The following is an 18,627-nucleotide window of genomic DNA, read 5'->3' as shown; positions in this document are numbered from 1 at the left end:
GGCAACGTCAACTATGGCTATGTTCTCGTTGTTGGCTTTCCTGGTGCTAGCGTTAACGCGTTATCGGTAAATATCTGCACTGGCGTGCATATTGCCGTTGCTGCCGGGCTCACGGATTAACATCACGTGGTAATAGGTTGCGCCCTGTGCATCGGTTTCTTGATTAAGGGCCTGATCTGCTTCACTTTCCGTGGCGAAATTATGATTGATGTAAATGACGCCCAAGCTTTGCACATCATCCATGTTTCTGGCCTGTCGGCTGTCTATCTTGATGGCTGCCATCGCGTTTGCACTGAGCAAAAGCGCTGCCATTAGGGCTAATGCGATTTGTTTCATGATATGCGCTCCACGACTGCGTGCTCTGAGAGGGGGACTCCTTCTTCTGTTCAGGTGATCTCTGATTAAAGTGTAATCATTCCTCCGGCGGGGAAGCGTGACCATTTCTGATGCAGTTGTTCAAAAAAACACCGCTTCCGGGTGTGAGTAATTTTAAATCACCCACTTAGACCCGCTTCGCGCTTTGTGCGAATTATTTGTGCAATCAGCTTGAGTTTCCGGGGGCGCGCAAGTATTATGACGCGTCAATTTTTCAGCCGACCTTTAACACGTTCCTTGCCTCCCCGGGCCTCGGCTGACCCAGACAGGAGGCTGAATAATCCGTAAGGAGCAATTCGATGCGTCATTACGAAATCGTTTTTATGGTCCATCCTGACCAGAGCGAACAGGTTCCGGGTATGATCGAGCGCTACACTGGTGCAATCACTGCAGCAGCGGGCACGATCCACCGTCTGGAAGACTGGGGCCGCCGTCAGCTGGCTTATCCGATCAACAAACTGCACAAAGCTCACTACGTTCTGCTGAACGTTGAAGCGCCGCAGGAAGTGATCGATGAGCTGGAAACTAACTTCCGCTTCAACGATGCCGTTATCCGCAGCATGGTTATGCGTACTAAACACGCAGTTACCGAAGCATCTCCGATGGTTAAAGCGAAAGACGAGCGCCGTGAGCGTCGCGATGATTTCGCAAACGAAACCGCAGATGATTCTGATGCTGGGGATTCTGAAGAGTAATTTCTGATGACCAACCGTCTGGCGTTGTCCGGCATCGTATGCAGGGCTCCCCTTCGAAAGGTCAGTCCATCAGGAATTCCGCATTGCCAGTTCGTGCTTGAGCATCGTTCTGTGCAAGAGGAAGCCGGGTTTCACCGGCAGGCGTGGTGCCAAATGCCCGTTATTATTAGCGGACACGAAAACCAGGCCATTACTCACAGTTTAACGGTCGGTAGTGCAGTAATCGTTCAGGGGTTCATCTCTTGCCACAAGGCAAAGAACGGTCTGAGCAAAATGGTTCTGCATGCCGAGCAGATTGATTTGATAGATTCTGGAGACTAGCCATATGGCACGTTATTTCCGTCGTCGCAAGTTCTGCCGTTTCACCGCGGAAGGCGTTCAAGAGATCGACTATAAAGATATCGCAACGCTGAAAAACTACATCACCGAAAGCGGTAAGATTGTCCCAAGCCGTATCACCGGTACTCGTGCAAAATATCAGCGTCAGCTGGCTCGCGCTATCAAACGCGCTCGCTACCTGTCCCTGCTGCCGTACACTGATCGTCATCAGTAATCGGGCACGGTCCATTAATACGACTTTAAGAGGATAAGGTAATGCAAGTTATTCTGCTTGATAAAGTAGCAAACCTGGGCAGCCTGGGTGATCAGGTAAACGTTAAAGCGGGCTACGCTCGTAACTTCCTGGTTCCACAGGGTAAAGCTGTTCCAGCTACCAAGAAAAACGTAGAGTTTTTCGAAGCACGTCGCGCTGAACTGGAAGCCAAACTGGCTGACGTTCTGGCGGCTGCTAATGCTCGCGCTGAAGCAATCAACGCACTGGGCACCGTTACCATCGCGTCCAAAGCTGGCGACGAAGGTAAACTGTTCGGTTCCATCGGTACCCGCGATATCGCTGATGCAGTTTCTGCAGCAGGCGTTAAAGTGGCTAAGAGCGAAGTTCGTCTGCCGAACGGCGTTCTGCGTACCACTGGTGAGCACGAAGTTGACTTCCAGGTTCACAGCGAAGTGTTCGCTAAACTGGTTGTTAACGTTGTAGCTGAGTAATTTTTTACTCTGCTCACGTTGAAACGCCGGCCTTGTGCCGGCGTTTTGCTTTTTACAGATCCCAGTCCTTAACGTGCCCTGATAAAACTGCCGTCTGGCTGGCGGGTAAACAGCACCTGTTGTCCATTTCCGGTATCAATCGTTAACCCTGTCACCACCCCACTGGCATTCTGGCGTATTTGCACCATCTGGCCATTCTGCAGGTTACTGAGCGGCTTACCCGCACCTTCCACTTTCGCCATGGCATACACGTCTGTCGGCGGCAGGTTGTGGTCACGGAACAGCTGCGCCAGCGTTTTACCCGACTCTACGCGATAGGAACGCCACTGTTGCTCAATGCCGGTGGGCTGTTGCGCCTGAGGCTGAGACGGGGCGGCGGCTTGTTCCTGCGGCTGTTCGTCCTGAATGGGCTCTGGCTCAACCGGCGCGACCTGACCCGGGTCGTTAGACGGGGTGACGAGCTGCGTCTGCATCGGCTGTGCGTCAGGCTGCGGTCGGGTTTGCGACTGAATATCCAGCTGAGCATTGCGGGTGACGGGGGCGGTATCAACATCATCGCCACCGGAAGGAAGCAGGAAGCCCACAATCACCATCAGCGCACCAATGATGATCCCTCTGCGATGCAGAGGCGGCAGCGGGTCCATGATGCGAAAATTGTCCGGCGCCTGCCAGATTTTCGCCAGGGTAGGTTTCAGTTCAAATCGCCCGGGCATGGCACTCCTCCTGCTCCGCGTATTTTTTATCCTGTGCCCCGAAGTATAGTTTGCTAACTGCCTGAACGGCGTAGTAAACCCGACATCCGTGACATCAGTTCGGGATTAATCCTGGTTCTCTCTATTGTTTCTGTTTCGTCGCGGTTTGTCACCTTAACTTCAGACAAAGTTTTACCCATAAGGGCATGGCTGATATGCTGCCCGCTACTTTAAATGTGATGGAAGGAAAACCCATGACCACCCCGACTTTTGACACTATCGAAGCGCAGGCAAGTTACGGTATCGGCTTGCAGGTAGGACAGCAGCTGAGCGAATCCGGCCTGGAAGGTCTGTTACCCGAAGCGCTGGTGGCGGGTATCGCTGACGCGCTGGAAGGTAAACAGCCTGCCGTTCCGGTTGACGTTGTGCACCGTGCGCTGCGTGAAATCCACGAACGTGCTGACGCCGTGCGTCGCGCACGTTTTGAAGAGATGGCCGCCGAAGGTGTGAAATATCTGGAAGAGAACCGTGAGCGTGAAGGCGTGAACAGCACCGAGTCTGGTCTGCAGTTCCGCGTGATCAATCAGGGTGATGGCGCGATCCCGGCGCGTACCGACCACGTTCGCGTACACTATACCGGTAAGCTGATCGACGGTACCGTCTTCGACAGCTCCGTGGCGCGCGGCGAACCGGCTGAGTTCCCGGTGAATGGCGTTATCGCAGGTTGGATCGAAGCGCTGACCCTGATGCCAGTGGGTTCTAAATGGGAACTGACTATTCCGCACAACCTGGCCTACGGCGAGCGCGGCGCTGGCGCGTCCATCCCGCCATTCAGCACCCTGGTCTTTGAAGTCGAGCTGCTGGAAATTCTGTAATCGACTTTTCTTATCTCCTCTCCCCGGCTGGGGAGGGGAAAATAGCGTGAAAACCTATAGTTAAGCCGGAATCAATATTTTATCTTGCAAACGAAACTGTTGCGTGTATTTTTGTGAGCTGTTTCGCGCTGTATGAGTGATATGACACTCACTTTCAACATATTATTAACATAATATCTAAATCATAGTATTCATCCCGCCGATTCTTACCTAATATCGATTAGCCCTTACAAGGGAACGTCATTTTTTTGACGTATTTAAAGGCCAGAAGAGCCTTAACAACACAGACAGGCATAAACAGGAAAATATCACATGGTAGATCAGGTCAAAGTCGTCGCCGACGAAGAGGCGTCGTCTGAACAGTCGCTACGGCGCAATCTCACAAACCGTCATATTCAGCTCATTGCCATCGGGGGTGCCATCGGTACCGGGTTGTTTATGGGGTCAGGCAAAACCATCAGTCTCGCCGGACCGTCAATCATATTCGTCTATATGATTATCGGTTTTATGCTGTTCTTCGTGATGCGTGCAATGGGTGAACTGCTGCTCTCGAACCTTGAATACAAATCCTTCAGCGACTTCGCTTCAGACCTGCTCGGACCATGGGCGGGCTATTTTACCGGCTGGACCTACTGGTTCTGCTGGGTCGTGACCGGTATGGCGGATGTCGTGGCGATTACCGCCTACGCGCAGTTCTGGTTCCCGGGGCTGTCGGACTGGGTGGCCTCGCTGGCGGTCATCGTTCTGCTGCTGAGCCTTAACCTCGCCACCGTTAAAATGTTCGGTGAGATGGAGTTCTGGTTCGCAATGATCAAAATTGTGGCCATTGTCGGGCTCATCGTGGTGGGCCTGGTAATGGTGCTCACCCACTTCCAGTCACCAACCGGCGTTCAGGCGTCGTTTACCCATCTGTGGAATGACGGCGGCTGGTTCCCGAAAGGCATCAGCGGCTTCTTTGCCGGCTTCCAGATTGCGGTGTTCGCGTTTGTGGGGATTGAGCTTGTCGGAACAACCGCTGCGGAAACCAAAGATCCTGAGAAGTCCCTGCCGCGCGCCATCAACTCCATTCCGGTGCGTATCATCATGTTCTACGTCTTCGCGCTGATTATCATTATGTCCGTGACGCCGTGGAGCTCGGTGGTGCCAAGCAAGAGCCCGTTCGTTGAGCTGTTCGTGCTGGTAGGCCTGCCTGCGGCAGCGAGCCTGATTAACTTCGTGGTGCTGACCTCTGCGGCTTCTTCCGCAAACAGCGGCGTGTTCTCAACCAGCCGTATGCTGTTTGGTCTGGCGCAGGAAGGCGTGGCGCCGAGCGCGTTCGCCAAGCTCTCTAAGCGTGCCGTACCGGCAAAAGGGCTGACCTTCTCCTGCATGTGTCTGCTGGGTGGTGTGGTGATGCTCTACGTGAACCCAAGCGTGATTGGCGCATTCACCATGATCACCACGGTCTCTGCGATCCTGTTTATGTTCGTCTGGACCATCATCCTCTGCTCCTATCTGGTGTACCGCAAACAGCGCCCACACCTGCATGAAAAATCGATCTACAAGATGCCGCTGGGCAAGCTGATGTGCTGGGTGTGCATGGCGTTCTTCGTCTTCGTGCTGGTTCTGCTGACGCTGGAAGATGATACCCGTCAGGCGCTGATCGTCACGCCGCTGTGGTTTATCGCGCTGGGGCTGGGCTGGATGTTTATCGGTAAGAAACGTATGGCTGGCATGCGTTAAGCATGTTGCCGGGTGGCGCTGACGCTTACCCGGCCTACGTTCGAGGACGTTGCAGGCCCGGTAAGCGCTAGCGCCACCGGGCTTTTTTATTCCCCCGCCAATGCCCGCGGGAACAGAACGTTATTCTCCAGACTGATGTGCTCCATCAGGTCGTCGATCGTTTCGTTAATGCCGTTGTACATCGCTTTCCACGTTGTGCACGCTTCTGGCGGCGGCGTGACGTTTTGGGTGGTATGTTTGATCACCTCCAGCAGTTCGCCTGCGTCATCATGCTCGCTCTCCATCACGCTGATGGGCCCCATCGCCTGGCTTCCCATTCCCTGTTTAATCATCGGGAAGAGGATCTGCTCTTCTTTCATCATATGGCTGGAAAGCTCTTCGTGCAGCAGGGTCAGGTATTTCGCCAGACCGCGCGGTACGGAAGGTTTGTCGGCATGGACGCGCTCGACTTTGGTCGCCTGCAGGATCAGCTCCGGCAGCTGTTCACGGTGACGGTCATGGTAACGCACGATGATATGGTCGATGATTTCCGCGAGCGGAGCGGTTCGCCAGTCTTTGTCGATGGGCTGCGCGGCCAGCTGCGTCAGCTCGGCTTCAATCACCTCAACGTCCAGCTCTTTGCGTAACGCCGCACGCGCCAGAGTTTGCTTACCGCCGCAGCAGTAGTCCATATCGTATTTACGGAACAGCGCAGAAGCGCGAGGAATGGAGAGCGCCAGCTCGCCGAGGGGTTGGTCGCGAAAGGCCATAGCAGTTACCTCATTCTCAATAATATAAGATGCATATTAAATGCATCTTTAAGGTGGCGCTATAACCCTTTAGAGGGACGGGTAAAAATGAGATGCAGATCACAAAAAAATATCCGATTTAACTCTCTGAATGGGCTCAGGAAAGTGGTTTCGAAACTTTTTAAAGGTGGAGAAACAGTAAACAACCCGCTGTGCCTGCCGATATATCCACGTCAGACAAACCTGCATATAACAAAGGCAACGCATGTTTAAACGTATAAAAGTCATTACCCTTCTGATTTCGGTGCTGCTTGTGCTCGGCATCATGCAAGTGATTTCCGCCGGTATCTTTATCAACGCCCTGAACAACGATAAAGACAACTTCACCGTGGCGCAGCTCTCCAGCAAGAACGTGGCGGAGTTTACCGATGCGTGGATCAGTCTGAACCAGGCGCGCGTCACCCTGAACCGCGGGATGCTGCGCCTGCAAAGCAGCATGGCCTCGCAAATTAACGGCGGTCAGCTGAATGAGCTGGTGACCACGGCGAAAAATCTGCTGACTGAAGCGCAGGTTCATTACGATAAATACTATGCCTTGCCGAATACGCCAGGCCTGGATGAGAGCCTGACTAACCAACTCGAAGAGCAGTACCGCATTTACTCTGCGACGCTGACACAAATGAACGTTCTGCTGAGCCAGGGCAATCTGGAAGATATGTTCAAGCAGAATGCCGAACAAAAACAGAACGCGATGCAGACGGTTTATCGTGAATGGCGTGAAGCGCAGGCTGCGCTCACGGATAAAGGCATTCAGGATAACGAAAGTGATTACAAGCGCATCCTGTGGATCCTCTCTGCGGTCATGTTGCTGGTAATTGTGGTGATTATCTCCAGCTGGATTGCGATGCGCCGCGTGCTGCTGCTGCCGCTGGAAGAGGTGATTAACCATATTCGCGCCATTGCGGCAGGCGATCTCACCCAGCCGATTCAGGCCGACGGTAAAAATGAAATGGCTATCCTGGCGCGCAACGTGCAGGAGATGCAAACTTCGCTGGCGAACACCGTGGGCGTAGTGCGTGAAGGCGCAGATACCATTTACACCGGTGCAGGCGAAATCTCTGCAGGCAGTAACGATCTCTCTTCCCGCACCGAGCAGCAGGCTGCGTCTCTGGAAGAGACGGCAGCCAGCATGGAGCAGCTGACGGCAACGGTGAAGCAGAATGCCGATAACGCGCGTCAGGCTTCCCGTCTGGCGCTGGATGCCTCCTCAACGGCGAAGAAGGGCGGTAACGTGGTGGAGGGCGTCGTACGTACGATGGATGAGATCGCCACCAGTTCCAGCAAGATCGCGCAAATCACTAACGTGATCGACGGGATTGCCTTCCAGACGAATATTCTGGCGCTCAACGCGGCGGTGGAAGCGGCCCGTGCAGGCGAGCAGGGCCGTGGCTTTGCGGTGGTGGCAGGGGAAGTGCGTACCCTTGCCCAGCGCAGCGCTCAGGCGGCGAAAGAGATCAAAGCGCTGATCGACGACTCCGGCGAACGCGTGAACGCGGGTTCGCAGCTGGTTAACGAAGCCGGAGCCACGATGGCCGAGATCGTCAATGCGGTCACCCGCGTCACCGACATCATGGGCGAAATAGCCTCGGCCTCTGACGAGCAGAGCCGCGGTATTGACCAGGTGGGCCAGGCGGTAGCCGAAATGGACCGCGTGACCCAGCAGAACGCCTCGCTGGTGGAGGAGTCTGCGGCCGCAGCGGCGGCGCTGGAAGATCAGGCTGCACGTCTGAACGAAGCGGTGGCGGTATTTAAAATCACCCGCAACCAGGCGGTTAAAGCGGCGCCGGTGAAAACCTATGTGCCAAAAGCGCAGCCTGTCGCGGCGGCGTCTGAAGGGAACTGGGAAACGTTTTAAGGTCTTGCCCGGTGGCGGCTACGCCTTACCGGGCCTACGGTTTTGTAGGCCCTGCAAGCGCAGCGCCGCCGGGCAATACTCACATCTCCGACGCCGGAACAACACTCGGTTTTTCCGGCTTCGCTCTCACCGCCATCACCACGCCCACGACCAACAGCACGATCCCGCAGGCCGTGAACAACGGCGGCACGCTCTGGCGCATCAGGAAGGTATACAACAGTCCGGCCAGGGTTTCGAAGACAATCAGCGGCCCTAAGATCACCGTCGGCAGCTTCTGGCTGGCAATATTCCAGCACAGCGCGCCCACCCATGAACACAGCACTGCAATCGCCACCATCAGGCCGATAAACACCCACGGTCTTGGCCCAAAGGGCTGGGCGAAGTCCGGCTGCTGATGGCCCAGCCAGAGGCATGCGCCGAGATACCCCACGACGGATACGGGCAACGTGACCAGCGCCTGCGCCGTCGCCCACATCATTGGGTGTTTGTCCGGATTCTCTCGCAGCCAGCGCGCGTTGCGCAGGGCATACCAGGCCCAGCACGCCACGGAAATGAACGCCAGCAGAATGCCAGAGCCGTATCGCCACAGGTCAACATCCCCCTGCCCATGACGCAGCTCGGCAATATTGACGCATATCAGCCCCAGGGCAGTGCAGACCAGCGCCGGGGCCATTTTTGACCACGCCAGTTTGCCATCGCGGTGGCTGTAGAGCAGGTTAGCAAAGACGGGGATGACGACCGGCAGCGTGCCGATAATCATGGTCGATACCGGCGCACCGGTACGCTGAATGGCGCTCGCGAGGCAAACGTAATAGATAAGATTGCCCATCATGGTCAGCGCCAGTGCGGTGCCCCAGTCCTGACGGCTGAGCTGACGCAAGCGCGCGCGCCCCAGCCACGCCAGGGGCAGGGCAATCAGCCCCAGCGCCAGATAACGTCCGGTCGACTGCAATATCGCCGGGTACTCCGGCACGATCAGCGGGCCGACAAAAATCAGCCCCCACATCATCCCGGCCAGCAGGGCATACAACACTCCACTAATCATTTTTCCATCCACAGGTATTTACTTTGTTCTCAGTGTAGGAGGGGCAAATGCGTGCGTATTGTATGAGGTTGCGCATTAGCGCCGGGTGACCTGCTTCTGGTAGCGCACGGGGGTAATGCCGTAGCGGTGGGTAAACGCGCGGGTCAGATGCGACTGATCGGTCAGCCCGGTTGCGGCGGCAACCTCTGCGGCGGGCATGCCGTGGGTGAGGAACGCTTTGGCGCGCCAGAGGCGAATGGCCATCAGCATCTGATGCGGCGTCACGTGAAAATGGGCTTTGAACTGGCGCTGGAAATGATACGGGCTGAGTGAAACGACGCTGGCCAGTTCGTCCAGCGTCAGGGCGCGCATATAGTTGTCGTGCAGGTACTCGCGTACCCGTTCGAAGCGGTGCGCGCCTTCCTGAACCCGCGGCGCGTGATGGGCAAACGGCTGGAAGGTCTCAATCAGATCCAGCAGTAATCCTTTTTGCGCAAGCGGATCGTCCGTGTGCCATAAGCCGTAAATAAGCCTGCCGATTTGCTGCGAGCGCAACGGGTCATGACGGGTCACGTCGCTGAACCACCAGTGCCGCAGACCGGTCACCTCTTCCAGCAGATCGGGTTCGATATAGACCATCCGGTAGCGCCAGCCGCCCTCGGTGGCGGATTCGCCGGTATGGATCTCGTCCGGGTTCATGGTAACGACGGATTTTTCCGCCGCGAGATGCTGGCTACCGCGATAGCGAAAGCGTTCGGCACCGGTTTCAATCGTGCCGATCCCGAAGGCTTCATGGGTGTGAGGCTCAAAGGCGTAGTCAGAAATGTGCGCGTGGTACAACTCCAGGCCCGGCAGCTGCGCCAGATGGCGAAAGCGCGCGCTGTCTCTTTCATCATTAAATTGTTCCGGTACGCCTTGCACGGTAAGCCTCCTCGTGGGTCATCTTTTCATTATCAAAGATGACCAGAGGGGATGCCACAAAAAATAACCATCCCGTAACAATTACAGAATGGCTTTGATGCTCTGCGCCAGCGGCGTGGTGGCGCGTCCGATCAGTTTGCTCAGCGTATGGCTGTCGTCAAAGAGCCCGCCTTTGGAGGCCCCGACATCGGAGTCCGCCAGCATATCGGCCAGACCGGCAGGCAAGCCGACACTCTTCAGCGCGGCGGCAAAATCCGCTTCACTGAGATTCTGGTAGGTGACCGGCTTCCCGCTCTGTTTGCTGAGTTCAGCCGCCAGTTCGCTCAGCGTCCAGCCGTGGTCGCCCGCCAGTTCATACACCTTGCCCGCGTGGCCCTCTTCAGCAATCACTTTGGCTGCCGCCGCGGCATAGTCTGCGCGGGTGGCTGAGGCAATTTTGCCTTCGCCTGCCGCACCAATAAACACGCCGTGTTCCAGCGCAGGTGGCGCGCTCGCCAGATAGTTTTCGGTATACCAGCCGTTGCGCAGCAGGGCATAAGGAATGCCGGACGCCGCCAGCGCTTTTTCAGTGGCAACGTGTTCAACGTGCAGGCCGAGCGGTGAGGTATCCGCATGCAGCAGGCTGGTGTAGGCGATAAATTTCACCCCTGCCGTTTTGGCGGCGTTAATCACGTTCTGGTGCTGGGTTGCGCGCTGGCCGACTTCGCTGGACGAGATCAGCAGCAGCTTATCCACGCCGCTCAGCGCGGCGGCGAAGGCGGCTTCATCCGTGTAGTCCGCCTGACGCACCACAATTCCCTGCTGGTTTAAGGCTTGCGCTTTCGCCGGGTTACGTACGATAGCTACAATCTGGTTAGCCGGTACGGTTTTCAACAGCTGTTCGATAACGAGATGGCCAAGCTGGCCGGTGGCGCCGGTAATCGCGATCATGATGAATCTCCTTCGTGTTTGTCTGGTGTTGTGGCACACTAGCACCATAGCTAACTTTTAGTAAGTACGTACAAAAAGGTAAGTATGAAAACAACGATACCGACGCTCAGCGAACAAATGCGCGATGGCAATCTTTTCGCGGAACAGTGCCCTTCACGAGAGGTGCTCAAACACGTTACCAGCCGCTGGGGGGTACTGATTCTGCTGGCGCTGCGCCAGGGGACGCATCGCTTTAGCGATCTGCGCCGTAAAATGGGCGGGGTGAGCGAAAAGATGCTGTCCCAGTCGCTTCAGGCGCTGGAGCAGGACGGGTTTGTCGATCGCGTATCGTATCCGGTCGTGCCGCCGCACGTAGAGTATAGCCTGACGCCGATGGGTATTGAGGTCAGCGAAAAAGTCGCCGCGCTGGCGGACTGGATTGAGGTAAATACGCCGAAGGTGATGGCGAATCGGGACGATCGCGCGGCGTAAAAGCCGGGTGGCGCTTTGCTTACCCGGCCTACGGGATGGAAGATTACGGGTAGGCCGGGTAAGGCGAAGCCGCCACCCGGCACAATCGCCGCTACTTGCTCAAATCCACCTGATAAATCGCGAACCCAATATCATCCGTCGCGACCTGCTTCATCGGATATTGCGCCTTCTCCTTGATAAACGCGGCTGCCTTGTCGGACGGTGACGTTTCAAAACGGATATCCAGCGGCGTATCGCTGTGGATCGGCGCCAGACGCCAGTTGTTATCCACCGCCGGATGAATTTCGCCGGCCTTTTTCGACTCCGCGCTGATCCACGCCGCCAGCACCGAGCGGTTCTCGTCCGGCGAGGCAAAGGCGATATGGCTATCTCCCGTACCGGCAAACTTACCGCCGTAGGCACGGTAGTTATTGGTCACCACCAGGAAGGTGGCATTCGGGTCGATCGCCTTGCCGTTGAAGGTCAGGTTTTTAATGCGCTCCGCCTGCGGGTTGATCGCCTGACACTCACCGTCATATTTCGCCGGCTGGGTGACGTCAATCTGGTAGTTCACGCCGTCGATCACGTCGAAGTTGTAGGTGCGGAAGCCGTCCCAGTTAATCAGCGACTGCGGCTTGCTGCTGCGCGGGTCAATCTGGTTAAACTGTCCGGCAGAACACTCCAGCCACTCCTTTACCTCTTTCCCGGTGGCTTTAACCACTACCAGCGTATTCGGATAGAGATAGAGATCGGCGGCATTACGGAAGGTGAGCTGGCCCTTTTCGACCTCAACATAGCTTGCCGGGTCATTCTTACGTCCGCCCACTTTGAATGGCGCAGCGGCGGACAGGACCGGCAGCTTCGCCAGATCCGGATCGCCCTGCACAAAGTGTTCGGCATAGGCTTTCTGCGCCATGTTGACGACCTGGACGGTCGGATCGTCCTGCACCAGCGCCAGGAAGCTGTACATGTTGTCAGCGGATTTACCGATCGGCTTGCTGACGAATTCGCGCGTGGCGTCGTGATCGTGCTTCAGCACGTCGACCAGTTTTTTATCTTCCGCCGCCAGTGATTTCTTCGCTGCCGCGTCGTAGATCGGACGCGCTTCGGCTTTTGACTGCGTCACCTTCCAGCGGTCGCCGTCGTTATTCAGCACCAGATCCACTACGCCAAGATGGTCACCCCACATGCCCGGCATCACCGACGGCACGCCGTTGAGCGTGCCTTTCCCGATATCCGCCCCTTTGATGCTGGCGAAGTCTTTGCCCGGGAAGACCGCGTGGGCGTGGCCGAACAGGATCGCATCGACGCCCGGAACCTCACTCAGGTAGTAAACGGAGTTTTCTGCCATGGCCTGGTACGGGTCGGCGGAGAGACCCGAGTGGGCGACAACGACCACCAGATCGGCGCCTTTCTCACGCATTTCCGGCACGTATTTGCGCGCGGTTTCGGTGATGTCGTTAACGGTCACCTTACCGTCGAGGTTGGCCTTATCCCATGTCATGATCTGCGGCGGGACAAAACCAATATAGCCGATGTTCAGCGTCTGCTTTTTCCCGTCCCGATCGACAACCTCGGTCTCTTTAATCAGGTAAGGGGTAAAGAGCGGTTTTTGGGTCTTAACGTCGATGATATTGGCGTTAACGTACGGGAATTTTGCACCTGCCAGGGCATCGTGCAGGTATGTCAGACCGTAGTTGAATTCATGGTTGCCAAGGTTACCCACGGTATAGTCCAGGGTGTTCATCGCTTTATAAACAGGATGGACCTCGCCTTTTTTCAGCCCCTTAGTCGCCATGTAATCCCCGAGCGGACTGCCCTGAATGAGATCGCCGTTATCGACCAGCACGCTATTTTTCACTTCGCCACGTGCGGCATTGATCAAACTTGCCGTGCGTACCAGTCCGAATTTTTCCGTCGGGGTATCTTTGTAGTAATCGAAGTCCATCATGTTGCTGTGCAGATCTGTCGTTTCCAGAATACGCAGATCTACCGTCGCCGCCTGAACGCTCGCTGCAATCAGCGTCGCCAGAAGCGTTGCACTAAACTTAATCATCAGAGGAGTCCTTTTTTCGATGCAGACCACAAAAGAGTATGTATCTATAGCTTGTTGCTTACAGAAATGTGAATCCTGACAGAAAAATGTAACCTGAAACCGGAATTGCTTCACAGATAGCGGAATTGTTCACATTACGATATAACTAAAACAAAGAGTTAACCTCACTGCGTTAACAAAGAGGTGGAAAATGCTAGATAAAATTTGTCAGCTCGCACGGGATGCGGGAGATGCCATCATGCAGGTGTATGACGGTATTAAACCTATGGAGGTCGTCAGCAAAGCGGACGACTCTCCGGTCACGGCGGCAGATATCGCGGCGCATAAGGTGATCCTGAAAGGGTTACAGGCCTTAACGCCGGACATCCCCGTCCTGTCAGAAGAAGCGCCGCAAAGCTGGGACGAACGCCAGCACTGGCAGCGTTACTGGCTGGTTGACCCCCTGGACGGGACAAAAGAGTTCATCAAGCGCAACGGTGAATTCACCGTCAATATCGCCCTTATTGAGAAGGGTAAAGCGGTGCTGGGCGTGGTCTACGCGCCGGTCATGAAGGTGATGTACAGTGCTGCAGAAGGGAAGTCGTGGAAAGAAGAGTGCGGCGTGCGCAAGCAGATCCAGGTGCGCGATGCGCGTCCGCCGCTGGTGGTGATTAGCCGCTCGCACAGCGACAGCGAGCTGCAGGAGTACCTGCAGCAGTTGGGTGAACACCAGACCACCTCGATTGGCTCATCGCTGAAATTCTGCCTGGTGGCGGAAGGACAGGCTCAGCTCTATCCCCGATTTGGGCCGACGAACGTCTGGGATACCGCCGCCGGGCATGCCGTTGCTGCGGCCGCCGGGGCGCATGTTCATGACTGGCAGGGCAAGCCGCTGGACTACACCCCGCGCGAATCCTTCCTCAACCCCGGCTTCCGCGTCTCTATTTATTGAGCCAGCAGCTTATGCAGCAGGTCGACAACCTGCTGCACCTCTTCCTGGGTCAGCGCCCCGTCTTTCACCCACTGCACGCGACCTTCTTTATCCAGCACGATAATCGCGGAGCTCTCTTCCTCCAGCTGCCAGGCCTTACGGGTGACGCCGTTGCTGTCGACGATAAACTGTGACCACGGATAGAGCTTTTTATTGCTCTCAAGGCTTGAGCGCACAAACATCCCGGAGCCCGGAATGGCGTCATCGGTATTCACGATCGTGGTGGTCTGGTAGCGGTCGTGAGGGAATTTTGCGGCCTTGATTGCTTCCACCAGGCTGGCATTTTTCTCTTTTGCAGATGTACGACCGGCAATATGTTGTACAACTCTCACTTTGCCCGCGAGTTGCGCGCTATTCCAGGCTTTGTAGCTAAACTTATCATTGTCGAGAATCAATTCTCCCCGGTCAGCAATGCCGACTGGCGGTACACGTTGTCCTTTTTCAATGTTGTGAGCACTCGCCCACAGGGGCAGCAGCAGGCAGGCTGCTGCAAGGATATTACGTAGGGTCATGGCGTTTCCTTATTGTTTGCAGGTGATCCGACCACTTGGTCATACGCTTTTAATGATAAGTGCGATCAATGTGGTTTTCCCGCAATCCCGATGCCAGTTTGCGGGTGAACGCACATATCCATGAAAAAACGACGGCTTATACTGCGCTCAGTCACGCTTTGCAAAGATTATTCTGAATAATTGTAATCAAACGGTAAATAAACTTATGCACACTGGGTAACACCGTAGTTCTGGTCTATAGTCATTGGGCATTAAAATTTGCGCTCAGGACAGTCGGGCCGATTGTGGCACCGCAAGAGCGTATGATTCGCAGGAGATACAAGAATGAAAATTTTCCAACGCTACAACCCGCTTCAGGTGGCGAAGTACGTGAAGATCCTGTTCCGTGGACGGTTGTACATCAAGGATGTTGGCGCTTTTGAGTTTGATAAGGGCAAAATCCTTGTCCCAAAAGTGAAGGACAAACAGCACCTGTCTGTGATGTCCGAAGTCAACCGTCAGGTTATGCGTCTGCAAACTGAGATGGCTTAACCAACGTGCTATGCAGTAGTAGTAGATAAAAAGACGGCTCCCGATGGGAGCCGTTGATGTTTGTGGGGGCCAGAACGTTACGCCGACACCTTCTCTTCCGCATCCGGCAGCTTCGGCACCAGTACGGTCGGTTTGTTGTCGATACGCGTCACCAGCAGCTGGTCGATGCGGTAGTTATCAATATCCACCACCTCAAACTTGTAGCCGGAGAACTTCACCGAGTCGGTGCGTTTCGGGATTTTACGCAGCATAAACATCATAAAGCCGCCGATGGTCTCGTAGTTTCCGGACTGCGGGAACTCGTCGATATCCAGCACGCGCATCACGTCTTCAATCGGCGTGCCGCCATCAATCAGCCATGAATTATCGTCACGCTGAACAATCTGCTCTTCCAGCCCCTGGCCTACCAGGTCGCCCATCAGCGTGGTCATGACGTCGTTGAGGGTGATAATACCCACCACCAGCGCATATTCGTTCATGATCACCGCGAAGTCTTCCCCGGCGGTTTTGAAACTTTCCAGCGCTTCTGAGAGCGTCAGGGTGTCCGGCACAATCAGGGTATTGCGGATCTGCACGCCGCTGTTCAGCGCCAGGCTCTGGTTCGCCAGCACGCGGTTCAGCAGGTCTTTGGAGTCGACGTAACCGATGATGTGGTCGATATCTTCATTACAGACCAGGAACTTAGAGTGTGGATGCTGCGCCACTTTGTTCTTCAGGCTCTGCTCATCTTCATGTAAATCGAACCAGATAATGCTTTCACGGCCCGTCATGGAAGAGGGCACGGTACGGGATTCCAGTTCGAATACGTTCTCAATCAGCTCATGTTCCTGCTTGCGCAGCACCCCGGCCAGCGCGCCGGCTTCCACGACCGCATAAATATCGTCAGAGGTGATGTCGTCTTTACGCACCATCGGTAGCTTAAAGATGCGGAAAATGACGTTTGCCAGGCCGTTGAAGAACCACACCAGCGGGCGGAACACGAACAGGCAGAAGCGCATCGGGTTGATGATACGCAAAGCCACAGCTTCTGGCGCAATCATACCGATGCGTTTCGGGGTCAGGTCGGCGAAGAGGATGAACAGCCCGGTCACCAGCGAGAAGGAGAGGATAAAGCTCAGCTGTTCGGCCAGTTCGGCGGACATGTACTGCGCAAAGAGGCTATAAAACGCCGGGGAAAACGCCGCATCGCCCACGATACCGCCGAGAATGGCGACCGCGTTCAGACCAATTTGCACCACGGTAAAGAACGTACCGGGATTTTCCTGCATTTTGAGAATGCGTGAGGCGTTGATGTTGCCTTCGTCGGCAAGCAGCTTCAGTTTGATTTTACGGGACGCGGCCAGCGAGATCTCGGATATCGAGAAAAATGCACTGACGGCAATCAGACAAAGTATTACTAAAATACTGTTTAACATAGTTTATCCGGCTTCTCGCCAGATCCTCAGAAGGGGAGTTGATACCATTTGTGTGGAAACACATTGAACACCAGCTCGTAGCGTTGAGCCGATTATTTCAGCGGGTAGTATAGCGTAAAGAGATGTAAATCTGCCAGAGGTCACATTTTTGGCATAAAACAGACCGGACAGCGGGCGCTGTCCGGTACATCGCGTTATTTCACGGTAGACAGGCGGACATCGCCCACCGCCCGACGGGTGGCATCGCCTCCCCATACCTGATCGTATTCATAGCCCGTGAGTTGCTTAATCACCACGCGGGTGCTGGCGTCGCAGTCGCGGTAATCGCCACCCAGCTTACGGCGCGCAATCTCCTTGAGGAGCAGCTTGTGCGTCTCACGGGTGAGCTTGAACCTGTAGGTGGTGAAGAAGCTTACCGCCAGCAGGGCTGCCGTTGCGAAGATCATCAGGCCGATAATCGCCCCCAGCGCGCTTTCAGGCTGCGCGCCGCTGCCCTTCACAAAGCCGGATTCCTGCAGCACCAGGCCAATAATCATGATGGCAATCGCCACGGTGCTCTTGCGGGTCAGGACCATCACCCCGGCAAAAATTCCTTCGCGGCGCTGCTGGGTCACCATCTCGTCAATATCCGGAATGAAGCTGTAGATATTCCACGGAATATAGTAGAGGCCAGAGCGGGCGGCACCGAGCAGAATAAAGACCGCGGAGAACAGCAGCGTCGGTACCTGCGTTTTGGTGAGGTAGACCGTAAACAGGAAGGCCAGCACCAGGAAGATACAGCCGTAGGAGAGCCGCAGGGCAGCAGACGGCGTGACGTTCAGCCGGTTCAGCAACAGCATAAACCCATAGGTGCCGGGTACCGAGGCGAAGGCCGCAATGCTCAGCCAGCCGGATACCGCAGCCGCATCCTGGCTCAGACAGTACACGACATAATAGGTAAACACCGAACCGAACACGTCCATCGCCGTGAACGAAAAGATATAAATAATAATATGCAGGCGGAACGCGCGGATACGGAAGGAGGAAAAGAGATCCAGCACCAGATATTTCAGGTGATTCAGTAGCCCGCCGCTGCGCTGGTTATCCACTTTAAAACTGGATTCCTGCTGCACATCCTTCGCTTCCCAGGTGGTGTACCAGGTAATAAATACCGCAAGGCAGAACACGCAGGAAAATATCAGCCCGGTGAGGGTATAGGTAAACGGATTATCTTTCCCCGTGAACTGCATAATCACCCCGGGGACGGATACCGCAAGAAAACCGCCCAGCTGGGAGCAGATCATCCGCACGCCGGACAGGCGGCTACGCTCTTCATACCGGTTCGTCATTTCAGCCGCCAGGGTCTCCCAGGGGACCAGCACCATCGCCGACAGCAGCTCAATAGAGAGGTAGGTGCCCAGGTAGTACCAGTAGCCCATGTCCGTCAGCCATAACAGGGCATACAAAAACATGAGCGGTGAACTGAGTAATAAAAAGAAGCGGCGACGGCCAAATTTACGCCCGAGCCAGGTATCCCCGAAGTTATCGGTGATATAACCCATTATCGGGCTTAATAGCGCATCAATCACGCGGGCAATGGCGAATATCGATCCCGCTTCAATGACCGAGAGTCCGCAATAGGTGGTGTAAAAAAATAACAGCCAGGTGCCGATAATGGCGAAAGCGCCTCCGCCAAAAAGATCGGTTACGCCGTAGCCGAGCGCTACGCCATAACCCACTCTACGTTCAGTTGGTTTGACCATAATAATATCCAGTGTAGGGTAATGATTAAC

The 18,627-nt window shown here is 55.3% G+C and carries 20 protein-coding genes; 10 read left to right on the top strand and 10 right to left on the bottom strand.

What is annotated here, in order from left to right:
• Window positions 1-60 precede the first annotated feature (60 nt).
• Window positions 61-336, bottom strand: a complete 276-nt coding sequence (gene yjfY / locus ACMGGE_RS14590) for a DUF1471 family protein YjfY (RefSeq protein WP_045907976.1) — start codon at window positions 334-336, stop codon at window positions 61-63.
• A 338-nt stretch (window positions 337-674) separates the two neighbouring features.
• Between yjfY and rpsF the strand changes: the two genes are divergently transcribed.
• The 4 genes from rpsF to rplI are packed head-to-tail and all read left to right on the top strand — an operon-like array spanning window position 675 to window position 2,114.
• Window positions 675-1,070, top strand: a complete 396-nt coding sequence (rpsF, locus tag ACMGGE_RS14585; RefSeq protein WP_014830397.1) for a 30S ribosomal protein S6 — start codon at window positions 675-677, stop codon at window positions 1,068-1,070.
• Window positions 1,071-1,076: 6 nt separating this feature from the next.
• Window positions 1,077-1,391 carry a primosomal replication protein N gene (gene priB / locus ACMGGE_RS14580; RefSeq protein WP_008502895.1) on the top strand — a complete coding sequence of 105 codons (315 nt, stop codon included), beginning with the start codon at window positions 1,077-1,079 and terminating at the stop codon, window positions 1,389-1,391.
• Between the two features lie 4 nt (window positions 1,392-1,395).
• Window positions 1,396-1,623, top strand: a complete 228-nt coding sequence (gene rpsR, locus ACMGGE_RS14575) for a 30S ribosomal protein S18 (protein WP_000135199.1) — start codon at window positions 1,396-1,398, stop codon at window positions 1,621-1,623.
• Window positions 1,624-1,664: 41 nt separating this feature from the next.
• Window positions 1,665-2,114: a 50S ribosomal protein L9 gene (rplI, locus tag ACMGGE_RS14570; RefSeq protein WP_008502894.1), complete on the top strand. Its 450-nt coding sequence runs from the start codon at window positions 1,665-1,667 to the stop codon at window positions 2,112-2,114.
• 68 nt (window positions 2,115-2,182) lie between these two features.
• On the opposite strand, the gene ACMGGE_RS14565 is transcribed toward rplI, so the two are convergent.
• On the bottom strand, window positions 2,183-2,827 hold the full coding sequence (locus ACMGGE_RS14565) for an OapA family protein (RefSeq protein ID WP_252077655.1): 645 nt from the start codon (window positions 2,825-2,827) through the stop codon (window positions 2,183-2,185).
• A 233-nt stretch (window positions 2,828-3,060) separates the two neighbouring features.
• Between ACMGGE_RS14565 and fklB the strand changes: the two genes are divergently transcribed.
• Window positions 3,061-3,681, top strand: coding sequence for an FKBP-type peptidyl-prolyl cis-trans isomerase (gene fklB, locus ACMGGE_RS14560; RefSeq protein ID WP_008502892.1), 621 nt, complete (start codon window positions 3,061-3,063; stop codon window positions 3,679-3,681).
• A gap of 312 nt (window positions 3,682-3,993) precedes the next feature.
• The gene (gene cycA, locus ACMGGE_RS14555; protein WP_008502891.1) at window positions 3,994-5,403 is read left to right on the top strand and encodes a D-serine/D-alanine/glycine transporter; all 1,410 of its coding nucleotides are present in this window, start codon (window positions 3,994-3,996) and stop codon (window positions 5,401-5,403) included.
• An 86-nt stretch (window positions 5,404-5,489) separates the two neighbouring features.
• Here the strand turns inward: cycA and ytfE are convergent, their stop codons facing one another.
• The gene (ytfE, locus tag ACMGGE_RS14550) at window positions 5,490-6,152 is read right to left on the bottom strand and encodes an iron-sulfur cluster repair protein YtfE (RefSeq protein ID WP_252073862.1); all 663 of its coding nucleotides are present in this window, start codon (window positions 6,150-6,152) and stop codon (window positions 5,490-5,492) included.
• Window positions 6,153-6,396: 244 nt separating this feature from the next.
• Between ytfE and ACMGGE_RS14545 the strand changes: the two genes are divergently transcribed.
• Entirely contained in the window at window positions 6,397-8,046 is a 1,650-nt protein-coding gene (locus tag ACMGGE_RS14545; protein WP_045907979.1) for a methyl-accepting chemotaxis protein, read from the top strand.
• A 79-nt stretch (window positions 8,047-8,125) separates the two neighbouring features.
• On the opposite strand, the gene ACMGGE_RS14540 is transcribed toward ACMGGE_RS14545, so the two are convergent.
• The 3 genes from ACMGGE_RS14540 to ACMGGE_RS14530 all read right to left on the bottom strand — a co-directional run bounded on the left by ACMGGE_RS14540 (window position 8,126) and on the right by ACMGGE_RS14530 (window position 10,921).
• On the bottom strand, window positions 8,126-9,091 hold the full coding sequence (locus tag ACMGGE_RS14540) for a DMT family transporter (protein ID WP_045907980.1): 966 nt from the start codon (window positions 9,089-9,091) through the stop codon (window positions 8,126-8,128).
• A 75-nt stretch (window positions 9,092-9,166) separates the two neighbouring features.
• The gene (locus ACMGGE_RS14535) at window positions 9,167-9,991 is read right to left on the bottom strand and encodes an AraC family transcriptional regulator (RefSeq protein ID WP_008502887.1); all 825 of its coding nucleotides are present in this window, start codon (window positions 9,989-9,991) and stop codon (window positions 9,167-9,169) included.
• A gap of 81 nt (window positions 9,992-10,072) precedes the next feature.
• Window positions 10,073-10,921 carry an SDR family oxidoreductase gene (locus ACMGGE_RS14530; RefSeq protein WP_048027886.1) on the bottom strand — a complete coding sequence of 283 codons (849 nt, stop codon included), beginning with the start codon at window positions 10,919-10,921 and terminating at the stop codon, window positions 10,073-10,075.
• An 84-nt stretch (window positions 10,922-11,005) separates the two neighbouring features.
• On the opposite strand from ACMGGE_RS14530, the gene ACMGGE_RS14525 reads away from it, so the two are divergent.
• The gene (locus ACMGGE_RS14525; RefSeq protein ID WP_023331869.1) at window positions 11,006-11,392 is read left to right on the top strand and encodes a winged helix-turn-helix transcriptional regulator; all 387 of its coding nucleotides are present in this window, start codon (window positions 11,006-11,008) and stop codon (window positions 11,390-11,392) included.
• 91 nt (window positions 11,393-11,483) lie between these two features.
• Here the strand turns inward: ACMGGE_RS14525 and ACMGGE_RS14520 are convergent, their stop codons facing one another.
• On the bottom strand, window positions 11,484-13,427 hold the full coding sequence (locus ACMGGE_RS14520) for a bifunctional 2',3'-cyclic-nucleotide 2'-phosphodiesterase/3'-nucleotidase (protein ID WP_063622697.1): 1,944 nt from the start codon (window positions 13,425-13,427) through the stop codon (window positions 11,484-11,486).
• Between the two features lie 190 nt (window positions 13,428-13,617).
• Here ACMGGE_RS14520 and cysQ point away from each other — a divergent pair, with 190 nt between their 5' ends.
• Window positions 13,618-14,358: a 3'(2'),5'-bisphosphate nucleotidase CysQ gene (gene cysQ / locus ACMGGE_RS14515; RefSeq protein WP_420293908.1), complete on the top strand. Its 741-nt coding sequence runs from the start codon at window positions 13,618-13,620 to the stop codon at window positions 14,356-14,358.
• On the opposite strand, the gene ACMGGE_RS14510 is transcribed toward cysQ, so the two are convergent.
• Complete coding sequence (locus ACMGGE_RS14510) at window positions 14,352-14,909, bottom strand: YtfJ family protein (RefSeq protein ID WP_023617831.1); 558 nt, start codon at window positions 14,907-14,909, stop codon at window positions 14,352-14,354. The two genes, cysQ and ACMGGE_RS14510, sit on opposite strands and share 7 nt — an antisense overlap.
• A 324-nt stretch (window positions 14,910-15,233) precedes the next feature.
• Between ACMGGE_RS14510 and ACMGGE_RS14505 the strand changes: the two genes are divergently transcribed.
• Window positions 15,234-15,440 carry a DUF1107 domain-containing protein gene (locus ACMGGE_RS14505; RefSeq protein ID WP_008501430.1) on the top strand — a complete coding sequence of 69 codons (207 nt, stop codon included), beginning with the start codon at window positions 15,234-15,236 and terminating at the stop codon, window positions 15,438-15,440.
• A gap of 77 nt (window positions 15,441-15,517) precedes the next feature.
• Here ACMGGE_RS14505 and ACMGGE_RS14500 read toward each other — a convergent pair whose 3' ends face one another.
• Window positions 15,518-16,855: a hemolysin family protein gene (locus tag ACMGGE_RS14500; protein WP_008501429.1), complete on the bottom strand. Its 1,338-nt coding sequence runs from the start codon at window positions 16,853-16,855 to the stop codon at window positions 15,518-15,520.
• A gap of 194 nt (window positions 16,856-17,049) precedes the next feature.
• The gene (locus ACMGGE_RS14495; RefSeq protein ID WP_045908036.1) at window positions 17,050-18,597 is read right to left on the bottom strand and encodes an MFS transporter; all 1,548 of its coding nucleotides are present in this window, start codon (window positions 18,595-18,597) and stop codon (window positions 17,050-17,052) included.
• Window positions 18,598-18,627: the final 30 nt, after the last annotated feature.

Source organism: Enterobacter sp. BNK-22, assembly GCF_048684805.1.
Lineage (GTDB): Bacteria > Pseudomonadota > Gammaproteobacteria > Enterobacterales > Enterobacteriaceae > Enterobacter > Enterobacter quasiroggenkampii.
The sequence above is the reverse complement of the archived record's forward strand: the minus strand, read 5'-3'. Positions and strand labels throughout refer to the sequence as shown.

Excerpts from the sequence above, each read along its gene's own strand:
- rpsR (WP_000135199.1), top strand. The coding sequence starts at position 1,396 with ATGGCACGTTATTTCCGTCGTCGCAAGTTCTGCCGTTTCACCGCGGAA.
- fklB (WP_008502892.1), top strand. The coding sequence starts at position 3,061 with ATGACCACCCCGACTTTTGACACTATCGAAGCGCAGGCAAGTTACGGT.
- ACMGGE_RS14500 (WP_008501429.1), bottom strand. The coding sequence starts at position 16,855 with ATGTTAAACAGTATTTTAGTAATACTTTGTCTGATTGCCGTCAGTGCA.
- ACMGGE_RS14520 (WP_063622697.1), bottom strand. The coding sequence starts at position 13,427 with ATGATTAAGTTTAGTGCAACGCTTCTGGCGACGCTGATTGCAGCGAGC.
- ACMGGE_RS14505 (WP_008501430.1), top strand. The coding sequence starts at position 15,234 with ATGAAAATTTTCCAACGCTACAACCCGCTTCAGGTGGCGAAGTACGTG.
- rplI (WP_008502894.1), top strand. The coding sequence starts at position 1,665 with ATGCAAGTTATTCTGCTTGATAAAGTAGCAAACCTGGGCAGCCTGGGT.
- priB (WP_008502895.1), top strand. The coding sequence starts at position 1,077 with ATGACCAACCGTCTGGCGTTGTCCGGCATCGTATGCAGGGCTCCCCTT.
- ACMGGE_RS14525 (WP_023331869.1), top strand. The coding sequence starts at position 11,006 with ATGAAAACAACGATACCGACGCTCAGCGAACAAATGCGCGATGGCAAT.
- ACMGGE_RS14540 (WP_045907980.1), bottom strand. The coding sequence starts at position 9,091 with ATGATTAGTGGAGTGTTGTATGCCCTGCTGGCCGGGATGATGTGGGGG.
- ACMGGE_RS14495 (WP_045908036.1), bottom strand. The coding sequence starts at position 18,597 with ATGGTCAAACCAACTGAACGTAGAGTGGGTTATGGCGTAGCGCTCGGC.
- ACMGGE_RS14510 (WP_023617831.1), bottom strand. The coding sequence starts at position 14,909 with ATGACCCTACGTAATATCCTTGCAGCAGCCTGCCTGCTGCTGCCCCTG.
- ytfE (WP_252073862.1), bottom strand. The coding sequence starts at position 6,152 with ATGGCCTTTCGCGACCAACCCCTCGGCGAGCTGGCGCTCTCCATTCCT.
- ACMGGE_RS14565 (WP_252077655.1), bottom strand. The coding sequence starts at position 2,827 with ATGCCCGGGCGATTTGAACTGAAACCTACCCTGGCGAAAATCTGGCAG.
- cysQ (WP_420293908.1), top strand. The coding sequence starts at position 13,618 with ATGCTAGATAAAATTTGTCAGCTCGCACGGGATGCGGGAGATGCCATC.
- ACMGGE_RS14545 (WP_045907979.1), top strand. The coding sequence starts at position 6,397 with ATGTTTAAACGTATAAAAGTCATTACCCTTCTGATTTCGGTGCTGCTT.
- rpsF (WP_014830397.1), top strand. The coding sequence starts at position 675 with ATGCGTCATTACGAAATCGTTTTTATGGTCCATCCTGACCAGAGCGAA.
- yjfY (WP_045907976.1), bottom strand. The coding sequence starts at position 336 with ATGAAACAAATCGCATTAGCCCTAATGGCAGCGCTTTTGCTCAGTGCA.
- cycA (WP_008502891.1), top strand. The coding sequence starts at position 3,994 with ATGGTAGATCAGGTCAAAGTCGTCGCCGACGAAGAGGCGTCGTCTGAA.
- ACMGGE_RS14530 (WP_048027886.1), bottom strand. The coding sequence starts at position 10,921 with ATGATCGCGATTACCGGCGCCACCGGCCAGCTTGGCCATCTCGTTATC.